The sequence below is a fragment of the Leptobacterium meishanense genome (assembly GCF_037645805.1).
Lineage (GTDB): Bacteria > Bacteroidota > Bacteroidia > Flavobacteriales > Flavobacteriaceae > Leptobacterium_A > Leptobacterium_A meishanense.
In genome coordinates this window covers 108,076-130,102 of record NZ_JBBEXE010000005.1, presented here as the reverse complement: position 1 = coordinate 130,102, position 22,027 = coordinate 108,076, and the positions used below count along the sequence as shown (strand labels likewise).

Annotated in this window: 19 protein-coding genes and 1 pseudogene; 12 read left to right on the top strand and 8 right to left on the bottom strand. The window is 38.0% G+C overall.

What is annotated here, in order from left to right; translation table 11 throughout:
* Window positions 1–281: 281 nt before the first annotated feature.
* Both WBG21_RS06430 and WBG21_RS06425 read left to right on the top strand, forming a co-directional pair.
* Complete coding sequence (locus WBG21_RS06430; RefSeq protein WP_340075987.1) at window positions 282–692, top strand: BrxA/BrxB family bacilliredoxin; 411 nt, start codon at window positions 282–284, stop codon at window positions 690–692.
* A gap of 58 nt (window positions 693–750) precedes the next feature.
* A complete protein-coding gene (locus WBG21_RS06425; protein ID WP_340075985.1) occupies window positions 751–1,482 on the top strand; it encodes a lysophospholipid acyltransferase family protein in 732 nt (243 codons plus the stop codon).
* Between the two features lie 28 nt (window positions 1,483–1,510).
* Here the strand turns inward: WBG21_RS06425 and WBG21_RS06420 are convergent.
* The 8 genes and pseudogenes from WBG21_RS06420 to WBG21_RS06385 all read right to left on the bottom strand — a co-directional run bounded on the left by WBG21_RS06420 (window position 1,511) and on the right by WBG21_RS06385 (window position 12,200).
* Window positions 1,511–2,584, bottom strand: a pseudogene (locus tag WBG21_RS06420) (PA0069 family radical SAM protein).
* Window positions 2,585–2,685: 101 nt separating this feature from the next.
* Window positions 2,686–3,468, bottom strand: a complete 783-nt coding sequence (locus WBG21_RS06415; protein WP_340075983.1) for an enoyl-CoA hydratase/isomerase family protein — start codon at window positions 3,466–3,468, stop codon at window positions 2,686–2,688.
* Window positions 3,447–4,883 (bottom strand): sensor histidine kinase, encoded by a 1,437-nt coding sequence (locus tag WBG21_RS06410; RefSeq protein WP_340076383.1) that lies wholly within the window; start codon window positions 4,881–4,883, stop codon window positions 3,447–3,449. The genes WBG21_RS06415 and WBG21_RS06410 overlap by 22 nt, the downstream gene beginning before the upstream one ends.
* Before the next feature lie 105 nt (window positions 4,884–4,988).
* Window positions 4,989–5,540 (bottom strand): CopD family protein, encoded by a 552-nt coding sequence (locus WBG21_RS06405; RefSeq protein WP_340075981.1) that lies wholly within the window; start codon window positions 5,538–5,540, stop codon window positions 4,989–4,991.
* Window positions 5,541–5,615: 75 nt separating this feature from the next.
* Entirely contained in the window at window positions 5,616–8,738 is a 3,123-nt protein-coding gene (locus WBG21_RS06400; protein ID WP_413789395.1) for a VPS10 domain-containing protein, read from the bottom strand.
* A 74-nt stretch (window positions 8,739–8,812) separates the two neighbouring features.
* On the bottom strand, window positions 8,813–10,153 hold the full coding sequence (locus tag WBG21_RS06395) for an MATE family efflux transporter (protein ID WP_340075977.1): 1,341 nt from the start codon (window positions 10,151–10,153) through the stop codon (window positions 8,813–8,815).
* Window positions 10,150–11,187 (bottom strand): ferrochelatase, encoded by a 1,038-nt coding sequence (gene hemH / locus WBG21_RS06390; protein WP_340075975.1) that lies wholly within the window; start codon window positions 11,185–11,187, stop codon window positions 10,150–10,152. Before hemH ends, WBG21_RS06395 begins: the two co-directional genes overlap by 4 nt.
* Window positions 11,188–11,306: 119 nt before the next feature.
* On the bottom strand, window positions 11,307–12,200 hold the full coding sequence (locus WBG21_RS06385) for an AraC family transcriptional regulator (protein ID WP_340075973.1): 894 nt from the start codon (window positions 12,198–12,200) through the stop codon (window positions 11,307–11,309).
* Between the two features lie 201 nt (window positions 12,201–12,401).
* On the opposite strand from WBG21_RS06385, the gene hemA reads away from it, so the two are divergent.
* The 10 genes from hemA to hflX all read left to right on the top strand — a co-directional run bounded on the left by hemA (window position 12,402) and on the right by hflX (window position 21,985).
* Entirely contained in the window at window positions 12,402–13,658 is a 1,257-nt protein-coding gene (gene hemA / locus WBG21_RS06380; RefSeq protein WP_340075971.1) for a glutamyl-tRNA reductase, read from the top strand.
* On the top strand, window positions 13,649–14,563 hold the full coding sequence (gene hemC, locus WBG21_RS06375; RefSeq protein WP_340076381.1) for a hydroxymethylbilane synthase: 915 nt from the start codon (window positions 13,649–13,651) through the stop codon (window positions 14,561–14,563). Before hemA ends, hemC begins: the two co-directional genes overlap by 10 nt.
* The gene (locus WBG21_RS06370) at window positions 14,564–15,226 is read left to right on the top strand and encodes a uroporphyrinogen-III synthase (RefSeq protein ID WP_340075969.1); all 663 of its coding nucleotides are present in this window, start codon (window positions 14,564–14,566) and stop codon (window positions 15,224–15,226) included.
* 1 nt (window position 15,227) lies between these two features.
* Window positions 15,228–16,253, top strand: coding sequence for a uroporphyrinogen decarboxylase (gene hemE, locus WBG21_RS06365; RefSeq protein WP_340075967.1), 1,026 nt, complete (start codon window positions 15,228–15,230; stop codon window positions 16,251–16,253).
* Window positions 16,254–16,332: 79 nt separating this feature from the next.
* Window positions 16,333–17,259: an oxygen-dependent coproporphyrinogen oxidase gene (gene hemF / locus WBG21_RS06360; protein WP_340075964.1), complete on the top strand. Its 927-nt coding sequence runs from the start codon at window positions 16,333–16,335 to the stop codon at window positions 17,257–17,259.
* Between the two features lie 54 nt (window positions 17,260–17,313).
* Window positions 17,314–18,288 (top strand): porphobilinogen synthase, encoded by a 975-nt coding sequence (gene hemB / locus WBG21_RS06355; RefSeq protein WP_340075962.1) that lies wholly within the window; start codon window positions 17,314–17,316, stop codon window positions 18,286–18,288.
* A 36-nt stretch (window positions 18,289–18,324) separates the two neighbouring features.
* Window positions 18,325–18,798, top strand: a complete 474-nt coding sequence (locus tag WBG21_RS06350; protein ID WP_340075960.1) for a methylated-DNA--[protein]-cysteine S-methyltransferase — start codon at window positions 18,325–18,327, stop codon at window positions 18,796–18,798.
* Window positions 18,799–18,844: 46 nt separating this feature from the next.
* A complete protein-coding gene (locus tag WBG21_RS06345; protein ID WP_340075958.1) occupies window positions 18,845–19,993 on the top strand; it encodes a serine hydrolase domain-containing protein in 1,149 nt (382 codons plus the stop codon).
* A 22-nt stretch (window positions 19,994–20,015) separates the two neighbouring features.
* Window positions 20,016–20,729 (top strand): 3'-5' exonuclease, encoded by a 714-nt coding sequence (locus tag WBG21_RS06340; protein ID WP_340075956.1) that lies wholly within the window; start codon window positions 20,016–20,018, stop codon window positions 20,727–20,729.
* Between the two features lie 41 nt (window positions 20,730–20,770).
* Window positions 20,771–21,985 carry a GTPase HflX gene (gene hflX / locus WBG21_RS06335; protein WP_340075954.1) on the top strand — a complete coding sequence of 405 codons (1,215 nt, stop codon included), beginning with the start codon at window positions 20,771–20,773 and terminating at the stop codon, window positions 21,983–21,985.
* Window positions 21,986–22,027 lie beyond the last annotated feature (42 nt).

Genomic DNA, 22,027 nt, shown 5'->3' with positions numbered 1-22,027 from the left:
TTATAAGATTAGATACAAATAATAATATTAAAATAAATATAGTTTTCACAAGTGACTTGAGTATTACTAATTTTTGAGAAATATTTTTTAGTACATGTTATATTTCTTCACTCTCTCGGAAACTCCTTTTTTCGTTTCTCTAAAAAAGGTTGTTGTATCTTTTTTAAAACCTTTTGCCCAAAACATTCACCAAAAACTTATACTTCTGTTTCGGACCCATCAACTCCTTGTACAAATTCCGTATCTTTGCTTTCCTTTAATTAAACAACAAAAAGCAAAATATGTATCCACCAGAATTAGTAAAACCAATGCGAGAAGACTTAACAGCAGTAGGGTTTAAGGAATTGCATACTGTTGAAGATGTAACTGCTGCAATGACTGAAAAAGGCACTACGCTCGTTGTGGTAAACTCCGTTTGTGGATGTGCTGCAGCAAATGCCCGTCCGGCAGTACGATTGTCGTTACAAAATGCTAAAACCCCTGAAAACCTTACAACTGTTTTTGCAGGGGTTGATAGAGAGGCTACTGAGGAGGCTCGCTCTCACATGGCCCCTTTTCCGCCATCATCACCAAGTATTGCACTTTTTAAAGACGGGGAATTGGTTCATATGCTGGAACGCCATCATATTGAAGGACGCCCTGCAGAAATAATAGCGGATAATCTTATAGAAGCCTATAATGAGTTTTGTTAGGGATTGAAAAAGTTTGCGTAAAGACTGCTTTTAAGGCAGTCTTTTTTATTTTTGAAAGATGAGAAAGCTGCTAGCCTATCCATTATCTGCTCTATATTTTTTCTTTTTTGGAAGTATTCTGGTCATTTTTCATCCGATACAATGGGTGTGTTTTAATCTTTTTGGATCGGTAACCCATGAAAAAAGTGTGAATATTCTCAACTTATTTCTTATTCGATGTACGCATATTTTAGGGACACGATATAAATTTCATAATATACATGCCCTTCCTAAGGAACATCCATTAATTATTGTTTCTAACCATCAGAGCATGAACGATATCCCTCCTATCATTTGGTACATGCGGAAACATCACCCTAAATTCATTAGTAAAATAGAACTTGGCAAAGGAATTCCCAGTGTATCCTACAATTTGCGGCATGGAGGGGCTGCGTTAATCAATAGAAAAGACCCAAAACAATCAATTCCGGCACTTATTAAATTTGCGAAAAGCATTAATAAACATAAAAGGGCAGCTGTTATTTTTCCGGAAGGTACCCGTAGTAGGGACGGAAAACCTAAGAAGTTTTCAACGACTGGTCTTAGATTGCTCATAGAACATATCCCGGATGCTTATATAGTACCTTTGACTATTAACAATTCCTGGAAATTATTGCAGTATGGAAAATTTCCGTTAGGGATAGGGAATCATATAATACATAAAGTACATACCCCTATAAAGGCAAGCAGCATGGAAGTAGATAAATTGATTGCTTATGTAGAGAAAACAATAGTTAACGATATACATTAAATAAGAACACTAAAAAGAAACCTGCTTGTTAGAACATTTTTAGTTGCCTGGTTTTATAGTTTTCGTGTAAAGAAATATTGAGTTTGGGCATTCCCTTGTTTTTAAAATAACGCTGCCGGGACAGAGAGAACAGATGTTGTATTTGTTCGGCAATTTTTCCTTCTCCACGGTTTCGCATGCCAAACCTACTATCATTTAAAGTGCCACCATGGCAACTTTCTATCTGGTGCAATACTTTATCCGACTTGTCAGGCATTGTCTTTTTAATCCAATCCTTGAACAATTGCCCAATGGCTCCGTTGAGTCTTACCAAAGTGAAGGCAATAGAGACCGCTCCCATTTCGGCAGCTTTCTTAGCTAATGGAACAATTTCATGACTATTGATAGCAGGTATCACAGGGGCAATCATTACATTGACCGGAATTCCATTTTCAGAGAGTATTTTTACCGTTTCAAAACGCTTTTTGATCGTAGTTGTTCGAGGTTCTAAAATTTGACGGGTGTCTTCAGACAAAGAGGTGATAGAAATGTTTACAGCGATGAGGTTATCTTTAGCAAGTGCTTTTAAAATATCCAGGTCACGGATGATTAATGCATTCTTTGTGATGATAGCTACCGGATGTCGGTATTTTAAGAAAACTGCTAAGCATTTTCGGGTAATGCCAAATTTTTTTTCTGCAGGTTGATAACAGTCGGTATTCCCGGAGAGTACAATAGGGTGTGCTTTCCAATGGGGGCTTTTTAGTTTTTCTTCCAATAAATTTGCCGCACTTTTTTTCACTAAAATCCGGCGTTCAAAATCGAGACCGGCACTATACCCCCAGTATTCATGACTGTTTCGGGCGTAACAATAAATGCAACCATGTTCGCACCCTTAATAAGTATTCATAGAGTATAACATACCAATATCGGGACTGTCTACTTTGTTTACAATAGTTTTTGGGAAAACATCAATATATTGTGTTTTATTATCATCTGCCAGCTCTCCTTCTAAACGGCAGAATTCTAAAAAATCATCTCGCATTTCATGTTTTAATGCACTGAACCTATTGTGTATGTTTTGTTGCGCACCCCTTCCTTTAAGGATAGTGTTTTTCTCCATAACTTTTATTTTGCAACACTAAAGGTAACTTGGAAATAAAAGAACAAAAGAATTTTGGTTTGGATGTTTACTGCAACTATGGGAATTGTTTTCTAAGACCTTTATTTACCCGGAAATTCTGCTTTCCGTTTTTCTAAAAAAGCGGTCGTCCCTTCTATAAAATCGTTCGTCCCAAAGCACTCGCCAAAAGCTTGTATTTCGGCGTGGTAGCCATTAATTCCTGTTTTAAATCCTGCATTTACAGCTTCTATAGCTTTGGCAATGGCGACAGGGGAATTGTTGGCAATTTTTCCGGCTAGTTTTTTACAGAAAGGGATCAGTTCTTCTTGGGCCACCATATGATTGATGAGTCCATACAATAATGCTTTCTCGGTATCGATCATACCAGCGGTCATAATCATTTCCATAGCACGGCCTTTACCTACCAATTGTGGAAGCCGTTGTGTACCTCCATATCCGGGGATAACCCCTAGAGAGACTTCGGGCAACCCCATCCGGGCATTATCACTAGCTACTCTAAAATGACAAGCCATGGCCAATTCGAGGCCACCGCCAAGCGCAAAACCGTTAATAGCTGCAATAACCGGAGTAGCGAGGTTTTCGATGAAGTCAAATAACTGCTCTTGTCCCTTGGCAGCAAGCTGTTCTCCTTCAGCTTCTGAAAAATGAGCAAATTCGGAAATATCGGCCCCAGCTACAAAAGCTTTTTCACCGCTTCCGGTAAGAATGATAGCTTTTATCTCTGTAACATTCTCTAGGGTTGTAAAAGCATGGTTCAGCTCTTTAATGGTTTCAATATTTAAAGCATTTAATTTGCTTGGCCGATTGATGGTAATAACGGCAGTGTTATTTTCTGTATTGATTAAAATGTTTTGGTATTCCATAGTTTTTCTTTTTCTTTAGGGAAGGTAACCGTAAAAACAGTTCCTTTGCCTGATTGGGATGTAAAATTAATAGTTCCGTGATAGGTTTCCACAATATTTTTTACCATGCCGAGCCCAAGCCCCATTCCACTGGTTTTAGTAGTAAATTTAGGCTCAAATACTTTATCTTTATTTTCTTCACTAACACCACTTCCATTATCTGCAACAGTGATCTTTACTTTGTTACCTTCTGAATGAACAGAGACAACTATTTTTGGTGTTTTATCTTCAGGGATGGCCTGAATGGCATTTTTAACTAAGTTAGTGATCACGCGAATCAGTTGTGTTCGGTCTAATTTAGCAATAATTTCTTTTTCTTCGGCCACAAATTGAATGTAGTCTTCATTAAAAATATCCAAGGCAAGTTTTACAATTTTTACTACATTAAGCGTTTCATTTTGCTGTGCCGGCATATTGGCAAAGTTTGAAAAAGCAGAGGCAATATTGCTTAATGTGTCAATTTGCTGAATGAGCGTTTTGGAATAATCAGTCATTTTTTTCTCAATATCCGGGTCTTTCGGGTCAAATTTACGTTGAAAATTTTGCACATTTAACCGCATAGGAGTTAGGGGGTTTTTAATTTCATGGGCTACTTGTTTTGCCATTTCTCGCCATGCTTGTTCGCGTTCGCTTCTTGCTAGTTTTACAGCACTTTCCTCTAACTCGTCGATCATGGCATTGTAAGCATCAATAAGACTTTTGATCTCTTGAGTGGCTGAAGGCACTATTATTTTTTCATTGCGTTCGCTAAGCCGTGTTTGATCGAGTTTATCAGAAACAGTTTTTAAGGACCGGGTAATATATTTAGAAGTAATGTAGGCTAAAACAATAGCAATACCGAGCATAAAGAGGTATACAACTCCTAGCCGAACCAAAAATTCGCGTAACTCCATGGTATTAAAAGAATCGTCTTCAAAATAAGGGAGGTTCAGTATGCCGACAGGTTTAAATTTACCATCTGTTATAAAAGAATAAGAAGACTGAAAGCGTTCGCCAGCAGTAACTTTTTTCTCAACGTAATGCCTATCAGGGCTTACATCTAATTGGTTCAAAATCTCAGGTTTTAGACACCTGGCAATAGAATCATTTTCAAGTTGAGGTAAGGAACTTTTTATGAGGTCGCCATTTAGGCTATATAAATTAAAGTTAACATTTTGTACGTTGGCTATTTGGTAGATTTCATCTTTAAAAATAAGGTGTAGGTACTGTGTTTCTACCGGATAGGTAGTGCGCTGTAACACATAATCAATACTTGCCCTTATCTGCTCCTCTTTACGTTCTAACCGATTTTTATGATAGTCTTTGGACTGCTCCCTATATTGGTAAATAGTGACACCTGCTATTAAGATGGAAGCAACCACTACCAATAAAATCATGGAAAAGAAGATGCGAGAACGAAGTGATAATTTTTTATCCACAAAGCGTTGTTTTATCGGTTAAAGATAAGCAATAATCACGCCACAATATAGCTAATAAAAGGCTTAAGCATCCGGATTTTTGTCTCGGATACGTTTGTATAATTTGATGCCTAGCATTAGTAATATAGCTAGTGAAAAAACCCCAACAACACCAAATATCCAGTTGATACTGTTTTTGAGTACGACAAGAAATATAACAGCAAACAAAATAATAGTGGCTCCTTCATTCCATATACGCATAAAATTAGAAGAGTACTTCACGACATCATTTTGTAATTGTTTGTATAGTTGATGTGTTTTAAGATGGTAGATGATAAGAATTATCACAAACCCTAATTTTACTTGCATCCACCCTTGTTGTAGCCATTCGGGGATTAAAATAAGCAGCCAGAGCGCAAAAATGATAGCCAGGATAGCAGATGGCCAAGTAATAATGTGCCATAAGCGTTTGGCCATTAACTTCAATTGCTTTCCTAAAATTTCTTTCTCTGGAGAGGGTTTATGAAAGGCTTCTATCTGATAAACAAATAAGCGGGGCATATAAAAAAGCCCTGCAAACCATGTGATTACAAAAATGAGGTGCAAGGCTTTTATGTAGTTATAATATTCGGACATTGTTGGTGCCTGATTTTAGGTTTTTTAAATATTAAAGAATAGGTTTCGACTTTGCTCAACCTGATATTTACCTTTCTATTCAACAAATAAATAGCTTAATTGCAGGTCATTAAATTGTCTATTAAAATTAGCAATTTCTTCAGAAATTAATTTGTCAAATGCTTCCAGTTGCTCCTTAATTTGTCCAGTAATTTCATTTTTTACAGCAATGTCCTGAGCCGTAGGGGGAAAATCATCAATGGTTACCAAACTATTTAAATGTGCTAATTTGTTGGTTAATTTAATAGGGAAATTTAAAGGGTCTTGATTACTCCTGTTTTTTGTTTGATAAAGTGCTTCTTCAATTTCTGTAAATTGTTTTTTCAGGGCTTTGGCTTTTTCTACTAAGGTTTTTACTTGTTCATTTTCTTTGAACTCATCAGTAGTATATTGTTTTTCGAAAGCACCTAATTGTTCATTGATTTTTCGGATTTTTTTAATGGACTTATGTGCTTTGTCAACCGTTTCATTTACGCTTTTTACAAAATCGAACTGAGTTTGCATATCATTCACTGTGACTTCAGCTCTTGGGTCAGGTAGGATATTAAAAGGTGTTGTTTCCTCATTCCCGTTTACGTTAAGTGAAACTTGGTATGTCCCGGGAATGGCTTTTGCACCGCTTAAATTTGCCCACCATAAGATCATGCCCGGGAGACGTTCAGCACCATCGTATCGCATATTCCATACGAATTGATTTGCTCCTTTTTTTGCTTTCAGCGTATTCTCTTTCTCTTTTGAAAAATTGCTGTATTCTTTAATAACATTTCCGGCATTGTCTTTATAAGTTAGTGATACGGTATCCTTTTCTTTGTCAAAATTTTTCAAGTAGAAATAAGTAATCACACCATTTGGATGGTTCGTTCCGACTGTTTTAGAAGGTCTCCCTGCGCCACCCTTGGTACGATAACTGTCTTTTGGTTTGAAAAGAATAACATCTTTGTTGTTATCATTGGCATTTAATTGATGAAGTACTGTTAAATCATCAATCATCCATAAACTTCTTCCTTGGGTAGCAACAATAAGGTTATTCTCCTTGATAGTTAAATCAGTAATAGGAACAATTGGCAAATTCAACTGAAAAGGTTGCCAGTTTTGTCCATCATTGAAGGAAATGTACATACCTGTTTCAGTCCCGGCGTATAACAATCCTTTTCTTTTAGGGTCTTCACGGAGCACCCGGGTAAAGTGTTCACGATCTATCCCTGTAGTGATTTTTGTCCATGTTTTCCCGTAGTCGGTTGTTTTATATAAATACGGTTCAAAGTCCCCTAATTTGTAACGTGTTGCGGCAATATAACATGTACCTTCATCATAAGCAGAAGGTTCTATGCTATTTATCATGGCCCATTCAGGTAGGTTTTTGGGCGTAACGTTTTCCCAAGTTTCCCCTCCATCTTTAGTAACATGCACTAGGCCGTCATCACTGCCTATCCATAAAAGACCTTCCTTCAAGGGGCTTTCATTAGCCGCAAAAATGGTACAATAATACTCTACTCCGGTATTGTCTTGTGTTATGGGTCCTCCGGAGGATTTTAATTTCTCGGGGTCGTTTCGTGTTAAGTCAGGACTTTTCAACTCCCAGCTTTGTCCTTCATTAGTACTTAGGTGCACATGGTTAGAGAAGGTATAGAGTTTTTTCGGATCGTGTTTAGAGAATATAATGGGGAAGTTCCATTGAAAACGATATTTCATACCTTCGGCACCATATCCCATAGGATTATCTGGCCATACATTGATGGCTCTAACTGTGCCTGTTTCATGATTTACGCGCGTTAAAAAACCACCGTAACTACCCCCATAGACAATATCGTTATTCAAAGGGTCAACTGCTATGTGGGCTGATTCCCCTCCTGCAGTTCGTTCCCAATCATCTTCATCAATACTAAAGCCATCACTTCGATGATTAATCCGAATGGTAGAGTTATCTTGTTGTGCTACATAAATTCGGTATGGGTAATGGTTGTCTGTGGTTACACGGTAAAATTGCGCTGTGGGTTGGTTGTGATACGTGCTCCATGTGATGCCCCCATCGTAGCTGATTTGTGCACCTCCATCATCGCCCATAATCATACGTTTGGGGTTTTCAGGAGCAATCCATAGGTCATGGTGGTCTCCATGTGGTGCATTGCTGGAACTGAATGTTTTTCCACCATCTTTGGATTTGTGATAGCTTACATTAACCACATAAACGACATCTTTGTCTTGTGTATCTGCATAGATTCTAGTATAGTACCAGGCACGTTGTCGAAGGCTTCTGTCATCGTTAATATGTTTCCAATTTTTTCCACCATTCTCACTTCGGTAAATGCCTCCTTTTTCCTGGTTTTCTACAATAGCCCATATTCTCTCGGAATCTTGAGGAGATACGGTAACTCCGATAATGCCGAGTGTCCCTTTTGCAAATCCTTCATTGTTTGAAATCTCCGTCCAGGTTTCTCCGCTATCAGTACTTTTCCACAATGCAGAGCCTTCTCCACCACTACTTAAACTGTAGGGCGTCCGTTGTACCCGCCATGTTGCAGCGTATAATATTCTTGGGTTGTTGGGATCTATAGTTAAGTCAACAGCACCTGCTAAGTCATTTACAAACAAGGTTTTTTTCCATGTTTTTCCACCATCGGTGCTTTTGTAAATTCCTCTTTCTTGGGTAGGTTTATAAATGTCTCCTAATACCGCTGCATAAACTGTATTATAATCATTAGGATGCACAACAATTCTCGGGACATGCCTCGATTTTTCCAGTCCGGATGCTTTCCATGTTTTTCCTGCATCTTCACTTTTCCATATGCCGTATCCGGAAGATACATTTCCTCTTACAGTTACTTCTCCACCACCCACATAGATCACATTATGGTCACTGTTAGCAACAGTAATGGCACCAATAGAACCTCCAAAAAAACTATCAGAAATGTTTTCCCAAGAACGGCCCCCATCTTCTGTTTTCCATACACCGCCACCTGTGGCTCCGAAATAGAATAAATTAGGCTCACCCGGTACGCCGGTTACAGCAGCAGAACGTCCTCCTCGGAATGGTCCCAAGAGGCGATATTCTAGAGAACTATATAATTTTTCGGGGTAGGCAGGTGTTGTTTCTTTTGATTTTCGTTTGCTTTGGGAATGAACTTCTTGATAAGTGCCTAAGGTAATGACAAGCACCATGATTACGTTCAGGAATAACTTACGCATATTTTTAGTTTGTTAGTTTGGTTATAAAAATACTAAAATAAAGTTCTTTATTTTAAGTTATGGTGTATTTCCCTATTCAGATAGTATCCGGTTACAATAGTCGATAAGATATCGGCGATAGGAAATGCGACCCAAACACCAAGTTCACCATAGTAGAAGGGTAAAACAAAGAGCAGTGGAATAAAGAAAAACCCCTGCCGGGTTAGAGTTAACAATAATGCCGGAGTGGCCTTGCCAATGGCTTGAAAATAAGCAGCACCAATAAGCTGGACAGCAATAATAGGCGTAGCCATAAATACCCAACGAATGGCCGACGGCGTATTGGAAACCACAATAGGATCATCTGTAAATATTTTTACAATCGTTTCTGGGAAAATCATGATGAAAGCAAAAACGATAGTTCCTACCACAGAAGCATAGGTGATGGCGGTATTAATACTTTGTCTTACCCGGGGATATTGATGCGCACCATAATTGTATCCGGCAATGGGGAGAAACCCTTGCGTAACACCAAAAACAGGGAAGAGGGCAAACATCAACATTCGTCCAATAATAGCATAGACAGTTACAGAAGCCTCTCCACCTAGATCAAACAAAATGTTATTGACAAACAAATAAGTGATACTTACTACTGCCTGACGGGCAAGGGTAACAAAACCTAAAGAACTTATCTCGGAAACGATAGGAAGTTGAAGCTTAAAATGTTTCCAACCAATTTTTAATTCAGAATTTTTAGAAAGAAAGAACCAAAAAATATAGCCGAAGCATAATAGGTAAGAACCTGTAGTGGCCCAGGCGGCACCTTGCATGCCATAATCCAGTACATAAATGAAAATATAATCCATGATTAAATTCCCAATGGAAGGGATAATCATGGCAATCATAGCGTGTTTTGGTTTTCCTTCTGCACGGATTACGTTATTTCCCATCATGCAAAGTGCTAGAAAAGGAACCCCATACAATACAATGATATAATAAATACGGGCAGGATTGAAAATAGCTCCTTTACCCCCAAACTTTGGGATAATATCATCTACAAAGAACAGCCCTAAAGTGATTAAACTAATGGTAACTACTAATGTAAGTGTGATTTGATTTCCAAAAGACTGTAATGCTTTTTCTTTGTTTCCGGACCCTAACGCTCTTGAAACAATAGAAGAGCCTCCAATACCGATAGCCATCCCTAAAGCAGCAATGAAAAAAGAGACAGGGAGCACTACATTGATGGCTGCTATAGCAATAGAACCAATCCATTGCCCTACAAAAATGGTATCGACAAGAATGTTGAGCGACATGACCAGAATTCCTATAGAAGCAGGAACTGCTTGTTTTACAAGGAGTTTTCCTATAGGAGCTGTTCCAAGTGCTGCAGAGGTTGTTTTTTTCATGTGTTGGTTGCACTTTGAATAGTGGCCCATTCATCAATCCATCGGCTCATTACGTTTACCCAGTCGTCATTATCGTTTAAGCAGGGTACATGGATGTAGTTTTTTCCGCCTGCCTCCAAGAACTGCTGTTTTCCTTCCATGGCAATTTCTTCCAATGTCTCTAGACAATCAGAAACAAAAGCGGGTGTAATCACGGCTAAGTTTTTTACTCCGTGTTCTTTTGCTAATCGTTCAAATTCAAAATCGGTATAAGGTTTTAACCAAGGATCGCGCCCCAATCGTGATTGAAATGAATTGCTGTACGTGCCTTCTTTTAAATTTAAATAATTAGCTATTTCCTTTGTGGTTTCAAAACATTGGTGCCGATAGCAGGTTTTATGTGCTTCAGAAGGGGTATTGCAGCAGCTCCCGTCAATTTTGCAGTGTGATTTTGTAGGATCGGTTTTATAGATATGCCGTTCCGGAATCCCATGGTAAGAGAACAAAAGATGGTCGTGTTTATAACTTTTGAGATGTTCTTTTATATTTTCAGCCATTACCCTAATATAATCCGGGTGATTATAGAAAGGGGGAACGGTTGTAATTTCCATGTTTGGAAAATATTTTCGTTGCTCCTTAAAAGTTTTTGCAATGACCGTCTCGGAAGAAGACATCGCATAATGAGGATATAGGGGGATCATCAATACTTCGGAAACCCCTTTATCATAAAGTTCCTGCAATCCTTTTTTTATTGACATAGACCCATAACGCATGGCCAAAGCTACAGGGATAGAAGTATGTTTGTCGATTTTTTCTTTAAACCGTTCTGAGATAACAATGAGTGGAGACCCTTCTTTCCACCATATTTTTTTGTATGCTTCTGCTGATTTTTTTGGGCGGGTATTCAAGATAATCCCTTTAACCACAAATGCCCGGATAAGATAAGGGCTGTCAATAACACGTTTATCCATGAGAAACTCATCTAGGTATTTTTTTACATCTTTAGGGGTTGGACTATCCGGAGAACCAAGGTTTATCAATAAAGCTCCTTTCATGCAAATGATGTTTTGTGGTTCAAAAATACATTAAAAAGCATGCTTTCTATGCAAAATCAAGTTATGTTTATTGATATAATTATAGAGAAAAGTGATTTTAAATATAGATGTAACAGGGTTTAAGAAGATAATGCCATCAAATACTTTTTAGGCGTAGTGCCAAATTTCTTTTTAAAAGCTGCAATAAAATGGCTGGCAGTACTATAACCTACTTTTAAACCTACTTCATTTACATTATACTCACCACTTTCTAGCATTTTCCGGGCATACTCCATTTTATAGTCAAACAAAAAACTATATACCGAATCCCCGTACAATTGCTTAAACCCTACTTTTAACTTTTTTAGGTTCAGCCCTACCTGATTGGCCAATGCTTGCAATCCGGGAGGTTCAGCCATATTGGTAATAACGATGTCTTTGGCTTTGCGTATTTTAAGTACATTTTCTTCATCAATCAAAAAAGGGCATTGTTCAATGTCGGCATCTTCTGATTTATTGAAATATAAGCTCAACAGTTCATATGCCTTTCCTTTAATATATAGATTTAAGATAGATTCATGTAAGTTAGCATTCATTATTTGGTGGAGCACCACTGCCATAGAGGGAGATATATTACTATCACTATAATATTTTTTATGCTTGTTTTCATTGCTTAAAAAATCAACATATCCGGCTTCCGGAGAAAAGAGTGAGTGAAATTTCTGAATGGAAATTAAAATAGATACTAACCAAGTTCTGGAATTTATTTCCATATCAATAGGAAGGTCCCGTTGTGGATTGTATAACAATAATGCTTTTTCCTCTTCCACATTTAGTGCGTAGCGACCCCCATTAAAATTAAACTTTGCAGAACCTTTCAGGCTAAAATGAAACTGTATAAAAGAACTGTTTATTTCCTTGATAATGTGATTAGTAACATCTGTTTCATTTTGATGCTTTAAAACAATAAACCCTTCTTCAAGGATTATTTCATTTGGAGTACCTACAGCGTTATTTTTTAATATAAGATCCATGTTGTTAGTAAATCTTATTATTTAGAATGATTCTAAACAAATTAAATGTAAAGTATTGGTTTTACTACAAAGATAGCGTATTTTCGATTTTACAGATATAAAATCTTTAAAATCACTTTAAACGATATAAAAAGTCCTTTGAGCGTTATTTTCTATTAAACACTCCTCCTATTTTTGTTTTCGAATTTCCTGAACAGGCAAATGAAACGGTACCACATATCAAAATACAATACTTTTTATGCCATTGGGTTGAGCTATCATAAGGCAGATGCAAAAATCCGCGGACACTTCAGTCTTGGAACAATAGAAAAAGAAAACCTGCTTAAGCAGGCGAAAGAAGAGGGTATTGATGGGATATTGGCAATATCTACATGTAATCGAACGGAGATATATGGTTTTGCACAACACCCTTTTCAACTTATCAAATTACTCTGTGAACACTCGCATGGAACTATAGAAGAATTTGAAAAAATTGCATATGTACATAAAAACCGGGATGCAATTGCACATCTTTTCAAGGTTGGAACAGGTTTGGACAGTCAAATTTTAGGAGATTTTGAGATAATCAGTCAGGTAAAGCAAAGTTTTATTCTTTCTAAAAAGTTAGGTCTTGCCAATCCCTTTATAGAACGCTTATGTAATTCGGTTATTCAAGCAAGTAAGCGGATTAAAAATGAAACTGAAATTTCATCAGGGGCCACCTCTGTAGCATTTGCATCCGTTCAATACATATTATCAAATGTTCCAAATATTTCAGAAAAAAACATACTTCTCTTTGGGACGGGAAAAATAGGCCGAAATACTTGTGAAAATCTCGTAAAACACACTCAGAACGATCATATAACGCTTATAAACCGAACTAGAGGCAAAGCAGAAAAAATTGCCGGGAAATTCAACCTACTTGTAAAAGAATATAGTGAACTACAAGCTGAAATACGAAAAACAGATGTATTGATTGTTGCGACGGGTGCACAAAACCCAACCGTTTCAAAAGACATTATCCATACTGATAGAGAACTGCTTGTTCTAGATCTGTCCATTCCAAAAAATGTAGATGAAAATGTAATGTCTTTGAAAAATATAACCCTTGTTCATCTTGATCAATTATCAGAAATAACAGATAAAACATTAGCGCGTAGAAAAAAGTTTGTGCCACAAGCAAAAGCAATTATAAAAGAAGTAAAAGGAGAATTTATCGATTGGCTGGAATCTAGAAAATTTGCCCCCACTATTAAAGCCCTAAAAAAGAAACTGAAATCAATTAATGAGGCCGAAATAGATTTTCAGCGTAAAAAACTAAATGGCTTTGATAAAGATCAAGCAGAAATTATCTCAGATCGGATTATTCATAAAATAACGACTCATTTTGCCAATCACCTCAAAGAAAATGCCAACGGTTCGGATGAAAGTATAGAGCTCATCCGAAAAGTTTTTCAGCTTGAAATCCAATCCAAATGAGAACAATTCGAATTGGAACACGGGACAGTGAACTGGCACTTTGGCAAGCCAACACTGTTAAAAACAAACTTGAAGAGCTTGGGTACACTACTCAACTAGTCGCTGTAAAATCTACCGGCGACATTGTCTTGGACAAACCACTATACGAGTTGGGAATTACCGGAATTTTCACTAAGACATTAGATGTTGCCCTGTTAAAAGATGAAATAGATATTGCCGTACATAGTATGAAGGATGTGCCCACTTCATTGCCGAAAGGGCTAGAACAAGTTGCTGTATTGAAGAGGGGAAAAGTAGAAGATATTTTAGTTTACAAAGGAGACATGGCTTTTATAGAAGGTAAAGGAATTATTGCAACGGGAAGTTTACGCAGAAAAGCACAATGGCTACATCGGTTTCCTAGACATAAGGTTACAGATATTAGAGGTAATGTAAACACACGATTGCAAAAATTAAAAAACAATAATTGGGACGGAGCTATTTTTGCGCAAGCAGGGCTAGAGCGGATCAATTTAAAACCAAAAAAACATATAATACTAGACTGGATGATTCCCGCCCCTGCACAAGGAGCAATGGTCGTAGTAGCAAAACAGGAAGATGTATTTTCAAGGAGTGTCTTGACAGAACTCAATCACGAAGAAACCGAAATGTGCACTTATATAGAGCGTCAGTTTTTACGAGAATTAGAAGGTGGATGTACAGCTCCTATAGGAGCCATTGCAAAAATTGAGAACGGACAAATTCATTTTAAAGGCATACTACTTTCCATAGATGGAAAACAAAGACTAATAAAGGAAACAGTCGTTGAGATAGCGTCCTATAAGGATATAGGAAAACAGTGTGCACAAAAAGTATTGGAAAGTGGAGGAAAAGAATTGATGAAAACGATAAAAGGTCAACTATAGATGTCAAAAGCACGTGTCCTCTCCACAAAAAAACTAACACCCTCTCAAAGGCACCTGCTTTTGAATGCTGATATATCAGTAGTAGAACATGCTTTTATAAAAATTGAACCCATTCTTTTTGAAATAAAACAATTACATAGAAACATTATTTTTACTAGTCAAAATGCAGTAAAAAGTGTTTTAAAACAACGTTCGGCACAAGAACTAAAAGATAAATATATATTTTGTGTAGGTGAAAAGACAAAATTGAAGTTAATTGAAAAAGGTTTAAAAATTATAGAAAACGCACAAAATTCGTTCGATTTAGCTCAAAAAATAATAAAAAAACATAAAAATAGGCCATTTTCATTTTTTTGTGGAAATTTAAAAAGGGAAGAATTACCACAAGTTTTAAAACAGAACAAAATAGCTTATAACGAAATAGAAGTATATAAAACCATACTGTCTCCAAAAAAAGTAAAAGGAGTTTTTGACGGGGTACTTTTTTTCAGCCCTTCTGGGGTAGAAAGTTATATGCAGGATAATGAAATAGGCATATCAATAGCTTTTTGTATCGGGGAAACCACGGCAAGTGAATTAAAAAAGTATACAAACAATATTGTCATTGCCAATACCCCTTCTATAGAAAATGTGATAGTACAAGCGATAAAACACTTTAGCTGACATGATAAAAAACGATTTATTTTTAAGAGCTCTCAAAGGTGAAACCGTAGAACGCCCTCCCGTTTGGATGATGCGACAAGCAGGGCGCTATTTACCGGAATTTAGAGCGATAAGAGAGAAATATGACTTCTTCACCCGTTGCCGGACACCTGAACTGGCTTCAGAAATTACCGTGCAACCCATCCGGATTGTAAAGCCAGATGCTGCCATCCTCTTTTCAGATATCTTAGTCATTCCACAGGCAATGAACATAGAGGTAGAAATGAAAGAAGGTGTAGGTCCTTGGTTGCCCAGTCCTGTACGTACCGAAAAAGATGTTGAACAGGTAATAGTCCCTGATATTGAAGAAACATTGGGCTATGTAATGGATGCTATAAAGCTCACTAAGGAAATGCTCAATGATGAGGTTCCTCTAATTGGTTTTGCAGGTTCTCCATGGACTATTTTATGTTATGCAGTACAGGGGCAAGGTTCAAAAAACTTTGATCTAGCAAAAGGATTTTGCTTTTCACAACCCGAAGTTGCTCACAGACTGCTCCAAAAAATTACCGATACTACCATTCTATACTTAAAAGAAAAAGTAAAAGCGGGTGTCAATGTTGTTCAACTATTCGATTCATGGGGAGGAATGCTTTCACCAAACGATTACCAAGAATTTTCGTGGAAATATAACAACCAGATTGTAGAAGCTCTAGCTGATGAAACAGAAGTCATTGTTTTCGGAAAAGGATGTTGGTTCGCATTGCAAGAGATGGCACATAGCAAAGCTGCTGCATTAGGGGTCGATTGGACATGCTCTCCGCGGAATGCCCGTTATTTAACGGGAGGGAATATTACCCTACAAGGCAATTTTGACCCTTCAAGATTATTATCGCCTATTCCAATGATAAAAAAAATGGTCCATGAAATGATTGACGAATTTGGGAAAGACAAATACATTGTAAATCTCGGTCATGGTATTTTGCCTAACATTCCGGTAGACCATGCCAAAGCATTTGTAGAAGCAGTGAAAGAATATAGAAGTTAGATAGTAGTATTGAGTATTGAGATTGTTTAAGTTCAACCCCCTTCTCATATCTCAACACTAACATCTCAATACTAATTATATGAAACAAAAATTCTATCAATACATACAAAACCTGCAAGGCCAAATCACATCAAAACTTGCTGAAATTGATGGAAAAGCACAATTTCAGCAAGACCTGTGGGAACGTCCTGAAGGTGGAGGCGGGAGAACACGAGTGATTGAGAATGGCAATGTCTTTGAAAAAGGAGGCGTTAATATTTCTGCTGTTTATGGAGCCTTGCCTAAAGCCATGCAAACCTATTTTAATGTTGGAGAAGTGGACTTTTATGCTTGTGGATTGAGTTTGGTCATTCATCCTAAAAACCCTTTTGTACCTACCGTGCATGCCAACTGGCGATATTTTGAGATGTATGATAAAGACGGCAATATCATTGATCAATGGTTTGGAGGCGGGCAAGATTTAACCCCTTATTACCTGTTTGAAGAAGACGCCAAACACTTTCATCAGGTATGCAAAACAGCTTGCGACAAACATGATCCGGATTTCTATCCGGAATACAAAAAAAAGTGTGACGATTATTTTTTCAATCATCATAGAGGGGAAGCCCGGGGCATCGGCGGGTTGTTTTTTGATTATTGTCGAGCAACGGATTCCATGAATATAGGGGATTGGTATAATTTTGTTACAGAAGTAGGAGATAGTTTTTTAGAAGCCTATGTGCCCATTGTGGAAAAAAGAAAAGCTACCGATTATAATGTACACCATCGCGATTGGCAAGAAATACGAAGGGGGCGCTACGTGGAATTCAATTTAATCCATGACAAAGGCACCTTGTTCGGGCTTAAAACCAACGGCCGTATAGAAAGTATTTTAATGAGCTTGCCCCCACACGTGCAATGGCGGTATGATTATCATCCTGAAAAAGGAAGTGAAGAAGAGAAATTATTGAAAGTATTAAAAGAACCTGTTGATTGGATTGGGGAGTTTGAAATTTACGGACTTTAATAATCAAAAAATCCGAAAACAAAAAACTAATCACTAACGACTAATAACTAAGAAATGTACCCACTAAAAAGAAACCGAAGACTCCGAACCAGTGAAGCAATCCGTTCCCTTGTTCGCGAAACAGTGATTACTCCCGATGATTTTATAGTTCCGCTATTTGTGGTAGAAGGCAAAAGTATAAAAGAAGAAATTCCTTCCATGCCCAATTACTTTCGATATAGCCTTGACAACTTGGAAAAAGAAGTGAAAGAATTGTGGAAACTGGGATTAAAATCTGTTTTATTATTCGTAAAAGTACCCGACAACCTCAAGGACAATAAAGGAACTGAGGCTTTGAACCCTAATGGGTTGATGCAGCGCGCCATCAAAACAGTTAAGAATGTCGTTCCGGAAATGTTGGTAATGACTGACGTTGCACTTGATCCCTATTCCTCTTATGGCCACGATGGCATTGTAGAAAACGGACAAGTTCTAAACGATGAAACCGTTTCCGTTTTAGCAGAAATGAGCGTATTACATGCACAAGCTGGAGCCAATTTTGTGGCGCCAAGCGATATGATGGATGGCCGTGTGTTAGAAATTAGGGAAGCATTGGAAGACGTAGGACACATAAATACTGGAATTATGAGTTATAGTGCCAAATATGCTTCTGCTTTTTACGGTCCATTCCGGGATGCGTTAGACTCTGCCCCTGGGTTCGGGGATAAGAAAACCTATCAAATGGATCCGGCCAACCGTATAGAAGCGCTTCGGGAAACTGAAATGGATATTGATGAAGGGGCTGATATTGTGATGGTAAAACCCGGGCTGTGCTATCTCGATATTGTCTGTGATATTAAAAATGAATTTGATGTGCCTGTTGCCGTATATCAAGTAAGCGGGGAATATGCTATGCTAAAAGCAGCGGCTGAAAAAGGGTGGTTAGATCATGATGCCGTTATGATGGAACAAGTAACCGCCATCAAAAGAGCCGGTGCCGATATCATTGCAAGTTATTTTGCCAAAGATGTTGTAAGATTATTACGATAAATTCAGTAAATTGGCAATCCTGTAAACAAAGATATTATGGAGATTGCCCATATAAAAACACCACTTGGTGTTGCTAAAATAGAGGGAGATGAAAATGGAGTTTCTGCCATTTCTATTTTAGATGCTGAAGAAAAAGTCTCAGATGTAATTCCTGAAGTTCTCGAGGATGCCGTATATCAGTTTCAAGAATATTTTGAAGGAAAAAGGACTTCATTTAGCCTTAAATTAAACCCTGAAGGGACTTCTTTCCAAAAAAGTGTTTGGGAAGAGCTGCTAAACATTCCCTATGGAAAAACAATGAGTTACCTAGACCTGTCTAAAAAACTAGGCGATGTAAAAGCCATTCGTGCAGTAGCCGCAGCCAATGGAAAAAACCCATTATGGATTGTTGTTCCCTGCCATAGGGTTATTGGTAGTGATGGCTCCCTGACCGGATATGCCGGAGGGATATGGCGAAAAAAATGGTTGCTAGAACACGAAAACCCCCCGGCACAGCAAAGTTTATTTTAAATAGTATAATTAGTACCTTTAAGATTAATTAGAAATTTTTTCTACTATGAAAATCATTAAAAGATTATTGAAATGGTTTCTGATAGGTTTCGTGCTTCTCATAATAGCACTCTATATCTTCGATTATGATTATCTTATTACAGCTGTTCGCACCATTTACGCCAAGGGCCATAATACAGCGTACCTTCATGATTATCAAGCTTTCAATAACAGGGTGATAGAAAAAAGCGATAATCCGGAACCATGGGCAGTACATAAAGAGTATAATAAGGTTGCTCCAACCGAAGCCTTAACACAATTGCACAAAGAATACGGCACAGTAGCATTCCTTATTATAAAAAATGACAGCATTTGGGACGAATCCTATTATGATAATTATGATGAGAATTCCAAGAGCAATTCTTTTTCCATGGCAAAGAGCATTATTTCTGCCATGTTGGGAAGTGCTATTATGAATGGCGATATCAAAAATATTGACCAGCCTGTAGGGGATTTCTTTGAAGAGTTTAAAGAGGGCTTGGCAGCCAAGCTGACGGTGGGCGATTTAGCCTCCATGGCTTCCGGATTAAATTGGGACGAAGCCTATTATAGTCCGTTTTCCATCACTACCAAAGCCTATTTTTATGACGACTTAAGAACAATGATGCGGGAGTTGGATATTATAGAAGAGCCTGGCAAAAAATTTAAGTACCTGAGCGGAAATACAGAATTGTTAGGGATGGTGATTGAAAAGGCTACGGGAACTACACTCTCCGAGTACCTCCATGAAAAATTCTGGAATCCTATGGGAGCAGAAAATGATGCTTTTTGGCAATTAGACACCGAAGAAGGCTTTGAAAAAGCCTATTGCTGCGTTGCCAGTAATGCCCGTGATTTTGCCCGGTTTGGAAAACTATACAAACAATATGGAAAATGGAATGGAAAGCAATTGTTAGATTCTAGCTATGTGGCCATGTCCATAAAACCAAGGTTCCCGGACAGTCCCCAATATGGCTATAGTTGGTGGTTGAGCAATCATTTAGGAAAACAAATTTATTATATGCGGGGACATTTGGGACAATATGTCATCGTAATTCCTGAAGATGACCTTATCATTGTTCGTTTGGGACACCGGACGGCTCCAAAAGATCTTAATGACCCTCATACTGCTGATTTTTATGGATATATTAACGAAACATATAAAATGTTTAACTAAACTTTGAAGAAGGCAAGCAATAATGTTACAAAAAATCGCACTCGAAAACATTCTGTTTCTTGATATAGAAACCGTTCCCGAAGAAAAAGACTATGAAGCTCTCGAAACCATAAAAAAAGAACTTTGGGAGCAAAAATCCCAATACCAGCGAAAAGAAGAGATTACTGCCGAAGACTTTTATGAACGTGCCGGCATTTGGGCCGAGTTCGGAAAAATTATCTGTATCTCCGTAGGTTATTTTGTTCTTAAAGGCATTACCCGAAACTTTAGGGTAACCTCTTTTCACGGTAAAGAAACAACCATCCTAAAAGATTTTAAATCGCTATTGGACACCCATTTCAACAGGCCGTCACATATTCTTTGTGCGCATAATGGAAAAGAGTTCGACTTTCCGTACATTGCTCGCAGGATGATCATCCATCAAATAGACATTCCTGAAAAACTGAATTTATTTGGTAAAAAACCTTGGGAAGTGCCACACTTAGACACTATGGAACTATGGAAATTTGGTGACTATAAACATTACACCTCATTAAAACTGCTGACCAATATTTTGGGTATTCCTTCCCCAAAAGAAGACATTGATGGCAGCCAGGTACGGGATGTGTATTATGAAGATGGGGATGTTGACCGTATTATCAAATATTGTGAACGCGATACCGTTGCAGTAGCACAAATATTTCTCCGTATGCGAAATGATGCTATACTCTCTAATGATGAAATATTACATGTCTAGCATCATAAAATCATTACTACCTTTGCACTTTAAATAGATTTATGTTAGAGAGACAGACATTAGACTACGAAAAAGCAATCCTCATTGGTGTCATCAATCAAGAGCAGGACAAGGCAAAATCCAAAGAGTATTTAGATGAATTGGAATTTTTAACGTACACGGCCGGGGGTGAAGTATTAAAAAGATTCACCCAGAAAATGGATGTGCCCAACCCTAAGACCTTTATTGGCACCGGAAAAATGCAGGAAGTAGAAGCATATGTAAAAGAACACGAAATTGATACCGTGATTTTTGATGATGAACTGACCCCGGCACAGCAAAAAAACATTGAAAAACTGCTTCGGTGCAAAGTGATGGACCGTACCAGCCTTATCCTCGATATTTTTGCACAACGCGCCCAAACCAGTTATGCCCGCACACAGGTAGAACTGGCACAATATCAATATTTACTCCCCCGTTTAGCAGGACTATGGACACACTTGGAACGGCAACGTGGAGGTATTGGAATGCGTGGACCCGGAGAAACCGAAATTGAAACCGACCGCCGTATTGTAAGGGACCGTATCGCACTCCTTAAAAAAAAGCTGGAAACGATTGACAGGCAAATGGCCACCCAACGGGGCAATCGTGGGGCATTGGTTCGGGTGGCGTTGGTAGGATATACCAATGTAGGAAAATCAACGCTCATGAATGTCATTAGCAAAAGTGATGTCTTTGCAGAAAACAAACTTTTTGCAACGTTGGACACCACCGTTAGGAAAGTGGTCATTGGCAATCTGCCATTTCTGTTGAGCGACACGGTTGGGTTTATACGAAAACTGCCCACCCAACTGGTGGAATCTTTTAAAAGCACGTTGGATGAGGTACGGGAAGCCGACCTATTGCTCCACGTAGTGGATATTTCCCATCCGAATTTTGAAGAACATATAGCATCGGTCAACCAGATTTTGGCAGAAATAAAGAGTGTTGAAAAGCCTACGATTATGGTCTTTAATAAGATTGACAACTATAGGTATGAGACCATTGCAGAAGATGATTTGGTAACAGAAAAAACAAAAGCCCATTTTACCCTGGAAGACTGGAAACAGACCTGGATGGGAAAAATAGGGGATAATGCCTTGTTTATTTCTGCCCTGAACAAAGAGAACCTCGAAGAGTTCCGGAAACGGGTCTATGAAGAAGTCCGGAAAATACATGTTACTCGTTTTCCGTATAATAAATTTCTCTACCCGGAGTACGTTGAAGGAATGGAGTAATTGATTAGGAATAGAAAGTTCATTTCGACAAAACAAATTGAA